The sequence below is a fragment of the Rhizobium sp. 22-785-1 genome, from assembly GCF_053521965.1.
The window spans coordinates 89,262-106,073 of record NZ_JBNWDI010000003.1; the positions used below are offsets into that span (position 1 = coordinate 89,262).

Below are 16,812 nucleotides of genomic sequence, written 5' to 3' on the forward strand. Positions count from 1 at the left end.
TCATAGTTGCGCGTGCGAAAATTTTATGCAAACGTGTCGAAGATGCCGTACGATCCTGTGCGCTGTCACCACCTATACTCTGAGGCTAAGCCTCTAAAATCATTCGGAAGTTTGAAATGCCTCAGGATATCTTCCCGGCCTGGACGCCCGTCGCGCTATCGACGGATTTGCCGGAGGCATCCGTCATTCCTGCACGTATCGCCACAGCTGCATTGGCCATTTGGCGATCGCAGGGCGGTAAGGTTTCAGCGGTTGCCGATCGCTGTCCACATCGCGGAATGCGGCTTTCCCATGGCTTCGTTCGCGGCGAGGCGCTGTCGTGCATCTACCATGGCTGGCGCTACGGCAAGACCGGTCAATGCCTTGCCATCCCCGCGCACCCCAGCCTCGCGCCGCCCGACGCCATCCGTGTCACGACATATCAAACGGGCGAACGCGATGGAGTGATTTGGGTGTCGGCCAGCGACGAACGCGGTAACGTGCCCGCACATGACGGCATGACGGGACTGCGAAGCATAACAGTTTCCGCAAAGCCGCACACACTCGCCGCATGCATTGGCAGCATTCCGGTAGGCGACGCTATCGAGTGGGCGGTCGATGGAACAAAGGCTCGCCTGTTGCTGGCGCCATCTGGTGAAGACGGTACGATCCTCGTTCATCTGCTGATCGAGAGCGGCGCGACGCTGGTTCAGAAAGTTGCCGCATCACATGCTTTGGAGGCAATCCGTCGCCATGCCGAGGCCCTCGAACACCAGGGAGAGACCGCATGAGCCATTCCGCGATGATCGATCAATGGTATCCCGTCGGCCTGATCAGCAGGCTTCAGCCTGAGGGGCAGGAAACCCTGTTAATGGGGGAGGCAATCCGCGTCTGCTACACCGCCGACGGCAAGGCGTCGGTCATGACCGCTGACGGGCGCGCTCTTCCTGTGACGGAGCGGTACGGGCATGTCTGGTCCTCTCTCGGCACACCCGAAAAACCACTTTTCGACATTCCCGAGGCAGAACAGCCTGGCCGTCGACTGGTCGATGTCGGCGTCGTGCGCGTGCGCTGTTCGCCATTGCGCGCTGTCGAGAATTTCCTTGATATCGCGCATTTCCCTTTCGTTCACACCGACGTTCTGGGTTCGGAGCCTCATACGGAGGTGGAGAATTACAAGGTAGAAATCCGAGAGGATGCTGACGAAGTCTGGGCAACGCAGGTGAAATTCTACCAGCCGCAGGCGGCAAAATCAGCCAGTGGTGGCATCACGACGGAATATATGTACCGGGTGCCGGCACCAACGTGCTCGGTGCTCTACAAGACCTGCCCACCGAAGCCTAGTGAATGGGACGTGATCACGCTGTTCGTTCAACCTTTGACGGAGGAGCTCTGTGACGTGTGGCCGTGGATGGCGCTCTATGACGATGAGACGCCGATGACCGATCTCATCCATTTCCAGCAAATGATCTTTCTGCAAGACCGCTCGATTCTCGAAAACCAGATTCCACGCCGCCTACCTCTCGATCCCGGCATGGAAATCCCCACCCGCGCCGATCTTACCTCCGTCGCTTACCGCCGCTGGCTGAAGCGCCACGACTTTACCTATGGCGCACAGCTGGTAGCCCAATGATCCTTTACGACTATATTCTCTCGCCGAGTTGCTACAAAGCGCGCCTCATGGCCGCACTCACTGGCATCAAGCTGACGCTTCGTGCGGTCGATTTTCATCCGGGTGCAGAACATCGCAGTCCTGAATTGCTGGCGCTGAACCCGGCAGGCTCGATTCCGATCCTCGTCGACGGCGACCTCGTTCTAACCGAATCCTGCGCCATCCTCGTCTACATGGCAGGCAAGGCGGCACCCGCATGGCTCGGCAGCAGCGAGCCCACGATAGCTGCCCGCATCCAGCAATGGCTTTCCTTCTCCGCTCGCCTCACCGCAAGTCTTGGCGGAGCGCGCTTGCATGAAATGCTGCATCGTCCGGGCGATATAGATGCCTTGCGTTCAAGCGGCGTCATCGCACTCAGGGAGCTGGAAGCGGCCCTCTTCGAGCAACGGCTGAAGGGCGAGGCATTTGTGGTCGGCAACTCACCCACGATCGCCGATATCGCCTGTTTCCCTTATGTGGCACTCGCCCCCGATGGCGGCGTATCTCTCGATGCCTATCCCTCCATTCGCCTGTGGATGCGCGCCATCAGATCATTGGACGGCTTCATCGAGATGCCCGGCATCCATCGCCTGCACGAGTTGAAACCTGATCCGCATGAGATGCCAGCGGTGACCGAAACGGCAGAGGCGTGACGAGCATGGCTGGGCATTTGCTGAAAAATTGCGCTGCGGTGATTGTCAACGACGGTAATGGCATGACCGTTCGCCGCAATGTCGATCTCTTGTCCGAAGGTCCGGCGGTCAAGGCCATCGGCGAGAACCTTGCGCACGGTGTCCTTCTTGAAGACACCGAGATCACCGATGCCACTGGATGGTTCGTCTATCCTGGCCTAGTCAACACGCACCACCACTTCTTTCAGTGCTTCGTGCGAAATCGTGCCGAACTCGACTGGACGAAACTCTCGGTCATCGAATGGCTTGATCGAATCTACCCGATCTTCGCGCGGCTGACCGAGGACTGCTTCTATCATTCGTCGGTTACAGCCATGGCCGAGATGATCAAGCATGGCTGCACGACGGCTTTCGATCATCAGTACAATTTCCCGCGCCATGCCGGCAAAAGGCTGATCGACCGGCAATTCGACGCGGCTGATCTGTTCGGAATGCGCTTCCACGCCGGTCGCGGAGGCAATTCGCTACCGAAATCCGAAGGCTCCACGATTCCCGATGAGATGCGGGAGACGACGGACGAATTCATCGCCGACTGCGCCCGGTTAATCGACACATATCACGACGCCGCACCCTTCAGCATGCGCCAAGTCGTGGTTGCACCCTGCCAACCGGTCAACGGCTACCGCGAAACTTTCGTGGAATCGGTTCGCCTTGCGCGGGACAAAGGCGTGAGACTGCACACCCATGTCGGTGAAGGCGAGAGCGAAGTGATCCGAGCACGCCACGGCCTTCGCACGGTCGATTATCTGCACGAGATGGGGTTTGCCGGACCGGACACCTTCTACGCTCATTGCTGGGAACTGAGCCATGACGAATTACGCACCATGGCAGCATCCGGCACAGGCGTCGCCCATTGCCCTGAGCCCGTGTACCTCGTCGGCGCGGAGGTCACCGACATTCCGGCTATGAGCGCGTTGGGAGTACCTGTTGGCCTCGGCTGCGATGGCGCTGCCTCGAACGACAATTCCAACCTCATGCACTGCATCCATTCCGCTTATATGTTGCAATGCCTCGCCGCTTCGACGCGCGCTCACCCTGTGCCGGCACCGGCCGATTTCCTTGGCTATGCGACGACAGGCGGCGCTCAGCTCCTCGGTCGCACCGACATCGGTCGTCTTGCGCCCGGCATGGCCGCCGATCTTTTCGCCATCGACACCCGCCGCATGGATTATGTCGGCACCCGCCACGATCCTCTGAGCCTGATTGCCAAGGCCGGCATCGGCATGCCGACGGACATGACCATGATCAATGGACGTGTCGTTTGGGCAAAAGGCGAGTTTCCCGGACTGGACGAGGGAAAACTCTTTGCCGACGCAGAAGCGGCGTTGGCGACAATCGATTTTTGAAACGACACAATCAACAAGGGGAACCCACCATGATCAACTCGCTTAACCGCCGCACGCTCCTAAAAGGCGTCGCACTTTCAGGTCTTGCCAGCGCGATCGGCGCGCGCGCCACATTTGCGGCAGACAAGCCGCTCGGCATTGCGCTCCTCGTTCCTTCGCCAATCGGCGATGTGGGTTGGGGCCATGCATTGGCCGCCGGCCTCGAGCCGATCAAGGCGGCCTACGGAGACAAGGTGAAGGTGACTATTCTGGAGAATATCGCCGAAGGCCCCGATGCAGACCGCATCATGAACAAGACCGTAGCCGACGGAAACAAGTTCCTGATCGCTGGCTCCTTCGGCTATCAGAACGGCGCACTACAAATCGCTCGCCGCAATAAGGACGTAACCGTCCTGCATGCATCCGGCTTCCAGGTCGCGCCAAACTTCTCGCCCTTCGCGGCGAAATATTTCCAGGGCACATATCTGATGGGAATGGCAGCTGCCGCACTGACGAAGTCAGGCAAGCTCGGTTCAGTTTCGGCTTTCGCCATTCCGGAACTTATCACTTCCATCAACGCCTTCACCCTCGGCGCACAAGCGGTCAAGCCCGATATCGAGGTTTCCGTAGTCTGGGTGAACTCCTGGTTCGACCCTGCAAAGGAACAGGAAGCGGCCAAGGCGCTGATCTCGCAAGGTTGCGATGTGATCTTCTCTAACGCACAGGATACGCCTTCCGTGATCTCGGCCTGCGAGGAGGCCGGTGTCTACGCGTTTAATCTTAACTCGTCGATGAAGAGCTACGCGCCGAAGACCTATCTCGGCTGCGTCGCGACCGATTGGTCGCCCTTCTTCAAGGCATCCGTCGATGCTCATCTTGCCGGAAAGTTCAAAGGTGCCAACGCCTTCCTCGGCATGGCTGATAAAGTCGTCGAAGTCGTCGACTGGAATGCCAACGTACCGGCAGACATGGTGACGAAGATCAAGGCAACTGAAGCGAAGATTGCAGATGGAAGCTTCTCGCCCTTCACTGGCCCGATCACGAAGGCCGACGGCAAAGAAGGTGTGGCAGCTGGCAAGACGCTGACAGATGCGGAGATCGTTGCCATGGACTGGCACGTCAAGGGCGTCAAGACGCCGCTGCCGAAGTAATCGGACATGCCTGAAATCGCCCTCACCGCGTCGGGCCCTGGCGATCAAGCGAAAGCTCCACTGCTGTCGCTGCGCGGCCTGTCTAAAAGCTACGGCCAGATCCGCGCCAATCAGGCGGTCGATCTGGACGTGGCGGAGCATTCGATCCACGCCATTCTCGGCGAAAACGGCGCTGGCAAATCCACGCTGATGAAGCTGATATATGGTGTGGAAACGCCGGACGAGGGCACAGTAACATGGCGCGGCGAGCCGATCCGGCTCGCCTCACCCGCCGAGGCTCGCCGCCAGGGCATCGGCATGGTCTTCCAGCATTTCTCACTATTCGAGACGCTGACGGTTGTCGAAAACATCTCACTCGTCGTCCCCGGAAGGAAGAGCGACCTCATCGCGCGGGTGCGGTCACTCGGACGTGATTTCGGCCTCGATGTCGATCCGCTTGCCCATGTGCATGCGCTTTCGGTCGGCGAGCGGCAGCGTGTGGAGATCATCCGTTGCCTGATGACGGACCCGAAGCTCATTATCCTTGACGAGCCAACGTCGGTGCTGCCGCCGCAAGCGGTCGAAAAACTTTTCGATACACTGAAGCGTCTGCGCGAGCGCGGCGTCTCCATCCTCTTTATTTCTCATAAGCTTGAGGAAATCCGCGCCATCTGCGACCGCGCCACCATTCTGCGCGGCGGCAAAGTCACCGGCCATGTCGACCCGCGCGAGCATGACGCGCATGATCTCGCCCGCATGATGATCGGTCGTGACATGCCGGAAATCAAAACCGCGACCGTCGCCGAAACCGGCGAGAAGCGTCTCGAGTTGATCGGTCTCGACCATACGCCTGTCGACCCGTTCGCTGTGCCGTTGAAGCGTGTGACCCTCGAAGTAAAATCGGGAGAAATCGTCGGCATCGCAGGGATTTCCGGCAATGGTCAGGCAGAACTATCTGCCATCATTTCCGGAGAAACCCGGCTTGGGCGCGAGGCAAAAGATCGCATCTTCATGATGGGAGTGGATGTCGGACGTCTTGATTCCGCGGCCCGCCGCACACTAGGCTTCGCCTTCGTGCCGGAAGATCGCCTCGGCCGCGGTGCCGTGCCGGAACTGTCGCTTACCCTCAACGCGCTTCTGACCGCTCATCCACTCGGCTTGCTCAAGTCCGGTCTTATAGATCAGGCTGGCGCAAAAGCCTTCGCCGAGGCCTGCATTCGCGATTTTGATGTGCGCACACCGGGGCCCGAGGCGGAGGCCGGCGCGCTATCCGGCGGCAACCTGCAAAAGTTCATCGTCGGCCGCGAGATCATGCTCGGACCAAGACTCCTCTTCGTCGCTCAACCCACCTGGGGTGTCGATATCGGCGCCGCCATGGCTATCCGCCAAAAGCTGATTGCCTTGCGTAATGCCGGCATGGCGATCCTGGTCATTTCCGAGGAAATCGAAGAACTTTTCGAAATCTGCGACCGTATTCAGGTGTTGAATGCCGGAACGCTCAGCCCCTCGCTCACCACCTCCGAGACCCGGGTCGAAGATGTAGGACGCTATATGATCGGCGCAGATACCGTTGCATCCACCGAAATCTCCTCTGCCGGAAAGCTGTCCGCATGAAGGCCTTCCCTCACCTTATGCGCCGAGAGCGTGCGTCTTTGACCGCGACGATCATTGCGCCACTCGTAGCGCTTGCCATCGCGACACTGATCAATCTTGCGCTTTACGCCGCCATGGGCAAAAGTCCTGCAGCCGTCTTCTACGCCATGCTGCTTGAGCCATTCCTGTCATGGGCCTCCTTTTCCGAGGTGCTTTTGAAAATGGGGCCGCTGCTACTGATCGCACAGGGACTTGCCATCGGCTTTCGCGCCAAGGTGTTCAATATCGGCGCCGAGGGGCAATTCATCCTCGGGGCGATCTTCGCATCGGCCATTCCGATCTATTATCCGGAAGCGACCGGAGGCTGGATCTGGCCCGCCATGTTGCTTTCCGGTGCCATAGGCGGCGCGCTCTGGGCCGCGATCACAGCCTTTTGGCGTGTGCGACTGAACGCCAACGAAATCCTCGTCTCCTTGATGCTGAGCCTCGTTGCGGCGCAGGTGCTCAACTATCTCCTGCTTGGTCCATGGAAAGACCCTAACGGCTTCAACTTCCCGCAATCGGTGATGTTTCAGTATGACGCCATGGTCCCGATCCTGATCGAGGGTACACGCGTCAACTGGTCCTTCCCGCTCACGATCGTTCTGTCGCTCGCGGCATACATCTTCATGCAGAAAAGCTTTCTGGGCTACAAGTTGCAAGTGGGCGGCCTTGCTCCCCGTGCAGCAGAGTATGCCGGTTTCAGCCAGGGCCGCGCCATCTGGCTTTCGCTTCTGATCGGCGGCTTTGCTGCTGGTCTCGCGGGCGCGGCGGAAGTGGCCGGGCCAATCGGGCAATTGCAGCGGTCGATTTCCACCGGCTACGGCTATGCCGCCATCATTGTTGCGTATCTCGGCGGATTGCATCCTATCGGCATTATTCTGTCGTCGCTGGTAATGGCAGTAATCTACATCGGTGGTGACAATGCCATGGTTTCGGCTGAACTGCCGATTGCGGCGGTGAGAGTGTTTCAAGGCAGCCTGCTGGTCACCTATCTCATCGCAGTCGCCTTCGTGCGCTACCGCCTGGAATGGCCAAAACCCGCAGATCGGAGGCCGGTATGAACGCCATAGACTTCATCCTCTCCGGCATGCTGGCAGCAGCGACACCCTTCCTGCTCGCAGCATTGGGCGAGTTGGTCGTCGAACGCGCCGGCGTCCTTAATCTCGGAGTGGAAGGACTGATGGCACTCGGTGCGGTCATCGCCTTTATCGTCGTCTATCATGGTGGCGGTCATGTGCTGGCCTTCCTCGCAGCCGGCTTTATCAGTGTCCTCCTCTCCCTCGTCTTCGCGCTTGTTGCGCTCGGTTTTCGCGCCAATCAAGTCGCAACCGGCCTTGCCATCGGTATTCTGGGCCAGGGCCTCTCGGCTCTCTTCGGCAAGACCTACGAGAGCTTGACCGTCAGGGGGCTGCCGAAAATTGCCATTCCTGGCCTCTCCGATCTTCCCGGCATCGGCGGTCTTTTCGTGCAGGATATCGTGGTCTGGCTCTCGCTTCTCCTAACGCTCGCCATCTGGGCTGGCTTCACCTTCAGCAAGACGGGGCTTGTCATTCGGGCTGTCGGTGAAAACCCCAAGGCTGCACACGCGATTGGCTATTCTGTCATCGGCGTGCGTGTAGCAGCTATCGCGTTCGGCGGCTTGCTGGCTGGCTTTGCCGGCGCCTATGCCTCCGTCGTCTACACGCCGCTTTGGGCCGATGGCATGATTGCCGGACGTGGCTGGATCGCAATCGCACTTGTCGTCTTCGGCACTTGGTTGACAGGCCGCATCTTTCTCGGCGCATGTCTGTTTGGTGCCGTCTCGCTGATGAGCCTTGCCGCCCAGGCAACAGGCGTGGAACTGCCCTCGCAGCTCCTCTCCAGCCTGCCCTACCTTGTCACCATCATCGTACTTGGCATCATCTCGGCCAACAGGCGGCTGTTGAAACTTAATGGCGTCGCCTCTCTCGGAGAGCCCTTCGAGCGATAAGACAGATAGACAATAGGATGCGTCTGACCGAATTCCGGTCAGATTCAAACCTTCGCAAGATCAAGAAGATGTCGTGGCAAGCTGTTCATGCATTGCGTGCCGTTGGGCGTCACCAGAAACTGGTCCTCGATCATCAGTGCCCCGAAGTTCTGCCCATAGAAAGGCGCTTCAAGCGCAACGACCATATCAGCCTCGATGATTTCCAGGCTGCCTGCCGAGAAGAACGGCCATTCCTCAATGCCGACGCCGCCGCCAACCGAGTGGCCGAAGTGTCCGCGGTAATACTCCCCGAACCCATCGCGCCGCATGGACTGGAGCATGGCATCATGCACCGCGCCGAACGTGTTGCCGGGCCTGATCTGTTCCAGCCCTGCATGAAAGGCAGTCTCAAGCGCCTGGAAAATATCTTGCGCCATAGACGGTGCCGGACCGTAGGTCATCGTGCGCGCACCATCGGATGAGTAACCATCAACCAACGTGCCGACATCGGCCTTGATCAGCGCTCCGGGCGTGACTTTAGCCGCACCGTCCGAAAGGTCTGCTCCAACGGAGATATAATCCCAATGGCCACTTAGCGAAAAACCGCCCGCCTTGGCAGATTCCTGCGCACCCGCTTTCCAGGCAGCAGACAGAGTGGGCACGGAGGCGTTTAGAGAAACAGCCTCCATCATGCGCTTCAACCCAGCTTCTGCCGCAATCGCGGCCCGCGTCAGTCTTTCAATTTCTCTTGTTGTTTTGACGACACGCAACCGTCGCAGCACCAAGGAACCATCGACCCAGTGAACGGCAGGAATGGAGCGTTTCAACGCCTCGAAATCCGCCGCGGGCATGAACTCGAGATCGATGCCGATCTTCGCATTTGTGAGGCCGTGGTCCCTCAAGAGGTCTGAGAGGAGATTGAAGCACGTCGCACGGTCAAAAGTCTCAGGTCGCTTTCCCGCTATACCAGCCCGTCTATATGCCTCGTCGATATCGCAGATCGCCTTGACGCCTGACATATCAACCACGTCGATCCAGATGCGATGCGTGCGGATTTCGATCTCTGGCGCCCTCTGCCTAACCATCGGAGCCGCATGGTCGCTGACGATGGCTGCAAGCGGTCGCTGAGCATTTTCCGGCACGAGTGCAATGGCGGCACCGGCCCTGCCCCACATGGTGGCAACGCCTGCGGGAGCACCGATCGCATACTGGAATGCCTCCGGCTGGAACAGAACCAAGGCATCGAGATCGGCCTCTCGCATGAGCCGCTCGGCACGCTTCCTGTCCAAATCGCTCACGGTTCGTCTCCCACGCAAAGCCCCGCATCGGACTTACCCGAGGCTGAGGAAAATCACCAGCCGGAATCCCTTTTGCGAGCCAGGCCAGCTATGGCTCAAGCCAAGACCAGATGTCCGGGCGACACTTCGCGATATTCACGCGGCGGCGGCACATATCCGACAGGACGAACCGGGCTCTTGAGTTCATCGGTACCGGCGCCACGCCTGATACCGCGACGAGCCGGATCGGGTACAGGCACGGCGGCCATCAGCTTCTTGGTATATGGATGCTGCGGATTGGCGAAAATGTCGGAGCGCGGTCCGATTTCGACGATCTCGCCGAGATACATCACAGCAACCCGGTGGCTGACGCGCTCGACCACCGCCATGTCATGACTGATGAAGAGGAAGGCAATCTTAAACTGCTCCTGCAAATCCATCAACAGATTGCAAACTTGCGCCTTGATGGACACATCGAGAGCCGAAACGCTTTCGTCGGCAACGATTACTTTTGGATTGAGTGCCAGTGCGCGTGCAATGGCAACGCGCTGGCGTTGACCACCTGAAAATTCATGCGGGTAGCGCTCCATCATTGCCGGCGACAATCCCACTCTCTCCAGCAATTCCGCAGCTTTACGGCGTGCCTCGGACGGCGAGGCAATGCGATGCTTTATCATCGGCTCCGCCACAGCAGAACCGACGCTCATGCGTGGATTAAGGCTGGAGAATGGGTCTTGAAAGATCATTTGCACGCTTCTGCGAAGCGATCGAAGTCCGGTTGGATCTAGACTTAGGACGTCATAACCGTCGAGCGAAACCTTGCCCGCCTCGGGCTCTACCAGCCGGGTGATGGAACGCCCCGTGGTGGACTTGCCGCAGCCGGACTCACCCACCAGCGACAGGGTCTCGCCCTGAAACAGATCGAAGCTGATGTTCTCCACTGCATGAACCGCGCCCGTCACCCGACCGAACAGGCCTGAGCGAATTTGAAAACGGGTCACCAGGTTTTTCACGGAGAGAACTGGCGTCAGGCCACCGTCTACGGTGTCCGCTACCTCGACGCTCTCGCCCACCTCTCCCGTTTGCATATCGACCTTGGGAAAGCGCAAGGGGCGGCCATGCCCGTCCATAGAGCCAAGTTTTGGCACTGCCGCTAGAAGCGCACGTGTGTAAGGATGTTTGCCCCGATGAAAGATATCCGCTGTATCACCGGTTTCGACCTGGTCGCCACGGAACATCACAATGGTACGGTCTGCAATTTCGGCGACGACACCCATATCGTGAGTGATGAAGAGGACCGCCATGCCGTCTTCTTCCTGCAAGGTCTTGATCAGGTCGAGAATCTGCCCCTGGATGGTAACGTCCAATGCGGTCGTCGGTTCGTCCGCGATCAGAAGCTTCGGCTTTGAAGCCAGCGCCATCGCGATCATGACGCGCTGACGCATGCCGCCGGAAAACTGATGCGGATACTCATCGAAACGATTGGCCGCATTTGGGATGCGCACCTTTTCCAGAAGCCTGACGGTTTCGGCCCTGGCCTCCGCTTTGCTCATCGCCTTGTGTCGGATCAATACCTCAGAGATTTGACGCCCCACCGTGAAGACGGGATTGAGCGACGTCATCGGCTCCTGAAAGATCATAGCGACATCGTTGCCGCGCACATGGCGCATCTCTTTTTCGGAGAGCGACAAAATCGATTTGCCGCTCAGTTCGACCTCGCCTTTGATCCGGCTGACCAAAGGATCAAGGAGCCGCATCAGCGAAAGCGACGTGACACTTTTGCCCGAACCGCTTTCTCCGACAATGGCGACCGTTTCTCCGGCCTTCACCTCAAAAGAGAGACCGCGAACCACGGTCTTCCATTCGTCATCGACCTTGAAAGAAGTCGTCAGGTTTTTGACACGCAGAACTGTTTCGTTGGAGGTTTGCCGTTTGGTCGTCATGGCTCATCTCCCCACAGCATAGGCCTGCATCAGGCGCGGTGTTGCTGCTGCACGAAGCAGCCCATCCTGATCGCGTCGTGCTGCCGTCAGACGACCGACGGTCCAAGGCTCGGCAGGCGTCACGTCATGGCCGCGGCTGCGCAATTCGCGCAGCGCGTCTTCGCCGACGCTGGTCTCGATCATCACGTTGCCCGGCTGGCGAGTGCGCGGATAGAAAGACCCCGGGAAGTGCGATGTGTGGAAGAGCGGCAGATCGATCGCTTCCTGCAGGTTCAAACCGAAATGGGCGTAACGAAGGAAGAAGGAAAGCTGCCACTGGTCCTGCTGGTCGCCACCGGGCGTTCCGAATGCGAGCGTCGGGCGGCCCTCGAAGAGTGCAAGCGACGGCGTCAACGTCGTGCGGGGGCGCTTGCCGGGGGCCAGTGATGTTGGAAGACCCGGCTTCAGCCAGAACATCTGCGCGCGGGAATTCAGGCAGAAACCGAGGCCTGGCACGATAGGCGAGCTTTGCAGCCAGCCGCCGGACGGGGTAACCGAGACCATGTTGCCCTCACGGTCGATGACATCGATATGAACCGTATCACCACGCTTTTCTGTCAGATGCGACATGGTCGGTTCATAGACCGCACCGATCCCCTGCATGGAGTTGAGCATCGAAAGCGTCAGATCGCGCTGGTTCTCAAATCCCGGCACGAGTCCGGGACGCAAATCCATCGATGCCTTGTCCGAAATGAGCTTTCGGCGCTCATCATTGTAAGCGTCCGACAGCAAGGTCTGCACCGGCACCTGCGCGAATTCCGGGTCTCCGTAGTAAACCTCACGGTCGGCATAAGCGAGTTTCATCGCCTCAACGACGGTGTGGACGAAATCCGGACCAGTCGGATCCATCTTGCCAATATCGAAACCCTTCAACAGCGCCAGCGATTGCAACAGCACCGGGCCCTGCCCCCAAGGGCCGGTCTTGGCAATCGTCCAGCCGTGGTAGTCATAGGTCGTCGGCGCATCGATCGTTGCCTGATAGCCTGCCATGTCATCAGCAGTCAAAACTCCCTTGTGTCTCGATCCGCTCGCATCCATCACCTCGGCGTCAGCCAGGTAATCACCAATCTTCTCGGCAACAAAGCCACGATAGAAGGCATCGCGCGCCGCCTCGATACCGGCTTCACGGTCACCTTTGGCTTCCGACTCCTTGACGATCCGCTTCCAGGTTTCGGCAAGCACTGGGTTCTTGAAGCTCGAGAGCGGCAGCGGCACGGCGCCTCCAGGCACCCATGTCTCATAAGACGTTGGCCATTCAGTTTGGAAGAAATGCGCCAGACCTGCAATTGAGGCAGAGACACGCGACAGAAGCGGATGACCGTTTTCCAGATAGTGGATGGCAGGCTCCAGCACCTCGCGAACACTCATCGTGCCATAATCGCGCAGCATCAGCATCCAGCCGTCAAAGGCTCCGGGAATGACGGTTGCCAGCAGGCCATCGCCAGGGATGATATCGATGCCCTCGCACTTGTAGTGCTCGATGGTTGCGCCAGCAGGTGCCGGGCCCTGCGCGCAGATGACCTCGACCTTGTCCTTTTTCTTCGAATAGATCACGGCAGGCATATCGCCACCTGGACCGTTCAGATGCGGCTCGAGAACCTGAAGCACGAAGCCCGTGGCAACAGCTGCATCGAAGGCGTTACCGCCCTTTTCGAGAATGCTCATACCGACCGATGAGGCGATCCAGTGAGTCGAGGTCACGACACCGAACGTACCGAGGATTTCAGGGCGGGTTGTAAATGCGGTCATGGGAAAAGGTCCTTCGGGAATGTCAGTGTTCACGCGGATCGAGCGCATCCCGCAGGCCATCGCCTAGCAGATTGAAACCGATCACCACGAGGAAGATGGCAGCCCCCGGCCACATGGCCATCCAGGGTGCCTGAGAGAGGTAGTTTTTCGCGACATTGAGCATCGAGCCCCAGCTTGCAGCGGGCGCCTGCTGGCCAAGTCCGAGAAAAGAAAGGCTGGCCTCGGCGATGATCGCGGTGGCCACCGTCAATGTTGCCTGGACGATGATGGGCGGCACGATGTTCGGCAAGATGTAGCGCAGCATGATATCGTGGTGACCAAGCCCGATAGAGCGAGCACCTTCGATGTAGTCCTCCGTCTTGACCGCCAGCACCTGCGCGCGCGTCAGCCGGATGAAGATCGGCATGGCTGAAAGACCGATTGCAATCATAGCATTGGTGAGGCTTGGGCCGAGGAACGCAGCCAGCGCGATCGCCATTATCAGAAACGGCATAGCGAGAAAGGCTTCGGTGATGCGCGAGATGATCTGATCCAGCCATCCGCCGAAATAGCCGGAGATGAGACCAAGCGGCACACCCGTAATCACCGCTATGAAAACGGAGATGACGCCTGCCATTAACGACGCCTGCGCGCCCCAGATCATGCGTGAAAATATGTCGCGACCGATATCGTCTGTGCCAAGCCAGTGCGCCGCAGACGGCGCCTTGCGGATGGCGCTCCAGCTCGTGGCATAGGGATCGGCGATCGGCAGAAGCGGTGCAAGAAGCGCCACAAGTCCGAAGAACACGATAATCATAAGACCGGCGATGGCGCTTTTATTGCGCTTCATCTTCCTCCAGGCGCGACTTTGAGACCGCTGGGTGACAGGTGCAACAGTTTGAACGGTCGCGCTCATATCGCAGCCCTCATGCGTGGATTGAGGAGAACCGTGACAACGTCTGCCAGAAGGTTCATCAGGATGAAGCCGATAGCGGTACATAGAACCACGCCCTGCACGACCGCATAGTCACGGGTGAAGACGGCATCAACGATGAGCTTTCCAAAGCCCGGAATGGTGAAAATCTGCTCGGTCAGAACCGCCCCCGCGAGCAACTCACCGAACAGCAGCGCCGACAATGTGATGATGGGCAGGAGCGCATTTCTGAAGGAATGGCTAAGTACGACCTGCCAGCTGGACAGGCCCTTAGCTCTGGCGGTGCGGATATAGTCTGATTTCATCACCGAAAGCATTGCCGAACGCGTGTGGCGCATCAGCGTTGCAGCCAGGGCGTTGCCGAGAACGAAGGACGGCATGATCATTGTTTGGAGAGATCGCACAGGATCGACAAAGATCGATTCATATCCCGATGCCGGGAGCCACCCCAGTTGAACCGAGACCAGAAGAATGAGCATGATGCCGAGCCAGAAATTCGGAATGGAAAGACCCGAGAGCGCGACGATGTTCGACACGTAATCGATCCAGCTATTCTGCTTGACCGCGGCGAGAATGCCGATCGGAACGCCGATAACCAAAGCGAAAAACATGGACATGACCGCAAGCTGAATCGTCACTGGGAGCTTCTGCCCGATGAGCTCGAGAACCGGCTGATTGGTCCTGAGCGATACGCCGAAATCGCCTTGGACGACCGAGCCGAGCCAATAGAAATACTGGTATACGACCGGGTCGTTCATCCGATACCGCTCCCGCAGCAGTTCGATGACCGCAGGATCACGCTCTTCCCCCGCCATCGCCAGGATGGGATCCCCTGGCAAAAGCTTCTGCAGCGAAAACACAAAAATCGAAATGATCAACAGTGTCGGTATCGCAACCAACAACCGCTTACCAATATAAATATGCATGGTGGAAATCCCTGAAAGCCTGGACGCCAGGAGACGGAACAGGCGCCGCGTTTCGGCGCCTGAACCTATGTTATCAAGGTCTTAAGAGCCTTTCTTCACGCCGGCCAGACGGATCATACCGTCCGTCGATGGCGTAAAGCCCGTCACCGCTTTCGACGTGGCATAGAGATAGGCCTGATGGCCGAGATAAATGATCGGAAGATCGTCATTGAGGATCTTGGTCGCAGCATCATACTTCTGCTTGCGCACTGCGTTGTCGGTGGAAGCACGGGCTTCGTCCAGCAACTTGTCCACCTCAGGATTGCAATATTTGGTATCGTTGATGCCGCCCTTACAGGTAATGAACTGATGGATATTGCCATCGGGATCGGACCGACCCGACCAGTCAGAGCGCGACAGGACGTAGTTGCCCGCAGTCTGCTCCGAAAGGAGTGTCGCGAACTCCGTTGCCTTTAGCTTCACGTCGAAGCCTGCTTCCGCCGCCATGGCCTGGATGACCTGCATCATCTGCGTCTGTGTGGTGTTGTTGGCGTGCTGCAGTTCGATTTCGTAGCGCTCGAAGCCGGCTTCCTTCATCAAGGCCTTGGCCTTCTCGACATCGCGCGCCGGTACTGGAACATCCTTATTGTACCAGGGGCTCGTCGGCGGCCACGGCTGATTACCGGCCATCGCGGTGCCTTCGAAGACGACCTGGTTGATTGCCTCACGATCGATAGCTAGCGAAAACGCCTGGCGTAGACGCTTGTCTTTTCCGAAAGGGTTGTCGGCACGCTGACCGTTGGCAATGTTGGCATAGAGCGCCAGATAGCCGGGGCCTACGACCTCGCCATATGTGAGCTTCGGATCTTCCTTAACGGAAGCGGCGTCGGAAGCAGAAATGCGCTCCGCCATATCGAGATCGCCCGCGCGCAAGTTTGCCAGACGCACGGTGGTGTCCGGAATGGGCAGGAACGTCACCTTGTCTAGAAAGATGTTGTCCTTGTTCCAGTAGTCTGCAAACTTCTCCAGCACGATCCGGTCCTGCTGGATCCGTTCGGCGAACTTGAATGGACCGGCGCAGACCGGCTTCGAACCGAAGTTGGCACCAAGCTCCTTGCCCGCTTTCGGAGAAATCATCATGCCCGCGCGATCAGAGAGCTGGGCGAGCAGGCTGGCATCCGGCTTCTTCAGCGTGAACTTGATTTGGTATTGACCTGTCGCCTCGACCTTGGCAACGGAAGCCAACTCGCTCTTGCGGCGCGATTCCGGCATCGTCATGTTGCGCTCGATTGTATAGACGGCAGCTTCTGCATTGAACGGCGTGCCGTCATGGAAGAGTACGCCTTCACGCAGATCCATCGTCAGCGTGCTGCCATTGTCGCCCCAAGCCCATTTCGTTGCGAGCTGAGGCACCACGGCGAGGTTATTGTCGAGATCCACCAGCTTGTCGCACATGCTGGTGTAGACGAGGCGCCCCACGAAGGTTCGTGACTGAGCGGGATCGAGTACATCGGCATCGTCCTGCAAACCGATGCGGATTTCAGCGGCAATGGCCGAAGACGATATCAGTGCCGCTGCCAGCAGAGCACTCGAAAGTTTTGCAATTTGTCTCATGTCGTTCTTCCT

At 58.5% G+C, this 16,812-nt stretch carries 14 protein-coding genes; 8 read left to right on the forward strand and 6 right to left on the reverse strand.

Going from position 1 to position 16,812, the window contains the following annotated elements:
* The first annotated feature begins 116 nt into the window (after positions 1 to 116).
* Genes ACQZ5M_RS08080 through ACQZ5M_RS08115 form a run of 8 tightly spaced genes read left to right on the forward strand, consistent with a single transcriptional unit; the run spans position 117 to position 8,381 of the window.
* Entirely contained in the window at positions 117 to 770 is a 654-nt protein-coding gene (locus tag ACQZ5M_RS08080) for a Rieske 2Fe-2S domain-containing protein (RefSeq protein ID WP_449079425.1), read from the forward strand.
* On the forward strand, positions 767 to 1,612 hold the full coding sequence (locus tag ACQZ5M_RS08085; RefSeq protein ID WP_449079426.1) for an aromatic ring-hydroxylating dioxygenase subunit alpha: 846 nt from the start codon (positions 767 to 769) through the stop codon (positions 1,610 to 1,612). The genes ACQZ5M_RS08080 and ACQZ5M_RS08085 overlap by 4 nt, the downstream gene beginning before the upstream one ends.
* Positions 1,609 to 2,283 carry a glutathione S-transferase family protein gene (locus ACQZ5M_RS08090; protein ID WP_449079427.1) on the forward strand — a complete coding sequence of 225 codons (675 nt, stop codon included), beginning with the start codon at positions 1,609 to 1,611 and terminating at the stop codon, positions 2,281 to 2,283. Before ACQZ5M_RS08085 ends, ACQZ5M_RS08090 begins: the two co-directional genes overlap by 4 nt.
* Before the next feature lie 5 nt (positions 2,284 to 2,288).
* Positions 2,289 to 3,668, forward strand: coding sequence for an amidohydrolase (locus ACQZ5M_RS08095; RefSeq protein WP_449079428.1), 1,380 nt, complete (start codon positions 2,289 to 2,291; stop codon positions 3,666 to 3,668).
* Between the two features lie 32 nt (positions 3,669 to 3,700).
* Positions 3,701 to 4,798, forward strand: coding sequence for a BMP family ABC transporter substrate-binding protein (locus tag ACQZ5M_RS08100; protein WP_449079602.1), 1,098 nt, complete (start codon positions 3,701 to 3,703; stop codon positions 4,796 to 4,798).
* 6 nt (positions 4,799 to 4,804) lie between these two features.
* Positions 4,805 to 6,391 carry an ABC transporter ATP-binding protein gene (locus ACQZ5M_RS08105; protein ID WP_296106255.1) on the forward strand — a complete coding sequence of 529 codons (1,587 nt, stop codon included), beginning with the start codon at positions 4,805 to 4,807 and terminating at the stop codon, positions 6,389 to 6,391.
* Positions 6,388 to 7,473: an ABC transporter permease gene (locus ACQZ5M_RS08110; RefSeq protein WP_296106257.1), complete on the forward strand. Its 1,086-nt coding sequence runs from the start codon at positions 6,388 to 6,390 to the stop codon at positions 7,471 to 7,473. The genes ACQZ5M_RS08105 and ACQZ5M_RS08110 overlap by 4 nt, the downstream gene beginning before the upstream one ends.
* The gene (locus ACQZ5M_RS08115) at positions 7,470 to 8,381 is read left to right on the forward strand and encodes an ABC transporter permease (RefSeq protein WP_296022096.1); all 912 of its coding nucleotides are present in this window, start codon (positions 7,470 to 7,472) and stop codon (positions 8,379 to 8,381) included. Before ACQZ5M_RS08110 ends, ACQZ5M_RS08115 begins: the two co-directional genes overlap by 4 nt.
* Before the next feature lie 44 nt (positions 8,382 to 8,425).
* Here ACQZ5M_RS08115 and ACQZ5M_RS08120 read toward each other — a convergent pair whose 3' ends face one another.
* From ACQZ5M_RS08120 to ACQZ5M_RS08145, 6 genes are all read right to left on the reverse strand, one after another.
* Entirely contained in the window at positions 8,426 to 9,658 is a 1,233-nt protein-coding gene (locus ACQZ5M_RS08120) for a M24 family metallopeptidase (RefSeq protein ID WP_449079429.1), read from the reverse strand.
* Positions 9,659 to 9,753: 95 nt separating this feature from the next.
* Positions 9,754 to 11,580: an ABC transporter ATP-binding protein gene (locus ACQZ5M_RS08125; protein WP_296098463.1), complete on the reverse strand. Its 1,827-nt coding sequence runs from the start codon at positions 11,578 to 11,580 to the stop codon at positions 9,754 to 9,756.
* A 3-nt stretch (positions 11,581 to 11,583) separates the two neighbouring features.
* Complete coding sequence (locus ACQZ5M_RS08130; protein ID WP_296098461.1) at positions 11,584 to 13,368, reverse strand: gamma-glutamyltransferase family protein; 1,785 nt, start codon at positions 13,366 to 13,368, stop codon at positions 11,584 to 11,586.
* Positions 13,369 to 13,390: 22 nt separating this feature from the next.
* Complete coding sequence (locus tag ACQZ5M_RS08135; RefSeq protein WP_296098457.1) at positions 13,391 to 14,263, reverse strand: ABC transporter permease; 873 nt, start codon at positions 14,261 to 14,263, stop codon at positions 13,391 to 13,393.
* Positions 14,260 to 15,207 carry an ABC transporter permease gene (locus tag ACQZ5M_RS08140; RefSeq protein WP_296022085.1) on the reverse strand — a complete coding sequence of 316 codons (948 nt, stop codon included), beginning with the start codon at positions 15,205 to 15,207 and terminating at the stop codon, positions 14,260 to 14,262. The genes ACQZ5M_RS08135 and ACQZ5M_RS08140 overlap by 4 nt, the downstream gene beginning before the upstream one ends.
* 81 nt (positions 15,208 to 15,288) lie before the next feature.
* Entirely contained in the window at positions 15,289 to 16,800 is a 1,512-nt protein-coding gene (locus ACQZ5M_RS08145; RefSeq protein ID WP_296098454.1) for an ABC transporter substrate-binding protein, read from the reverse strand.
* Positions 16,801 to 16,812 lie beyond the last annotated feature (12 nt).

Excerpts from the sequence above, each read along its gene's own strand:
- ACQZ5M_RS08080 (WP_449079425.1), top strand. The coding sequence starts at position 117 with ATGCCTCAGGATATCTTCCCGGCCTGGACGCCCGTCGCGCTATCGACG.
- ACQZ5M_RS08085 (WP_449079426.1), top strand. The coding sequence starts at position 767 with ATGAGCCATTCCGCGATGATCGATCAATGGTATCCCGTCGGCCTGATC.
- ACQZ5M_RS08090 (WP_449079427.1), top strand. The coding sequence starts at position 1,609 with ATGATCCTTTACGACTATATTCTCTCGCCGAGTTGCTACAAAGCGCGC.
- ACQZ5M_RS08095 (WP_449079428.1), top strand. The coding sequence starts at position 2,289 with ATGGCTGGGCATTTGCTGAAAAATTGCGCTGCGGTGATTGTCAACGAC.
- ACQZ5M_RS08105 (WP_296106255.1), top strand. The coding sequence starts at position 4,805 with ATGCCTGAAATCGCCCTCACCGCGTCGGGCCCTGGCGATCAAGCGAAA.
- ACQZ5M_RS08110 (WP_296106257.1), top strand. The coding sequence starts at position 6,388 with ATGAAGGCCTTCCCTCACCTTATGCGCCGAGAGCGTGCGTCTTTGACC.
- ACQZ5M_RS08115 (WP_296022096.1), top strand. The coding sequence starts at position 7,470 with ATGAACGCCATAGACTTCATCCTCTCCGGCATGCTGGCAGCAGCGACA.
- ACQZ5M_RS08125 (WP_296098463.1), bottom strand. The coding sequence starts at position 11,580 with ATGACGACCAAACGGCAAACCTCCAACGAAACAGTTCTGCGTGTCAAA.
- ACQZ5M_RS08130 (WP_296098461.1), bottom strand. The coding sequence starts at position 13,368 with ATGACCGCATTTACAACCCGCCCTGAAATCCTCGGTACGTTCGGTGTC.
- ACQZ5M_RS08135 (WP_296098457.1), bottom strand. The coding sequence starts at position 14,263 with ATGAGCGCGACCGTTCAAACTGTTGCACCTGTCACCCAGCGGTCTCAA.
- ACQZ5M_RS08140 (WP_296022085.1), bottom strand. The coding sequence starts at position 15,207 with ATGCATATTTATATTGGTAAGCGGTTGTTGGTTGCGATACCGACACTG.
- ACQZ5M_RS08145 (WP_296098454.1), bottom strand. The coding sequence starts at position 16,800 with ATGAGACAAATTGCAAAACTTTCGAGTGCTCTGCTGGCAGCGGCACTG.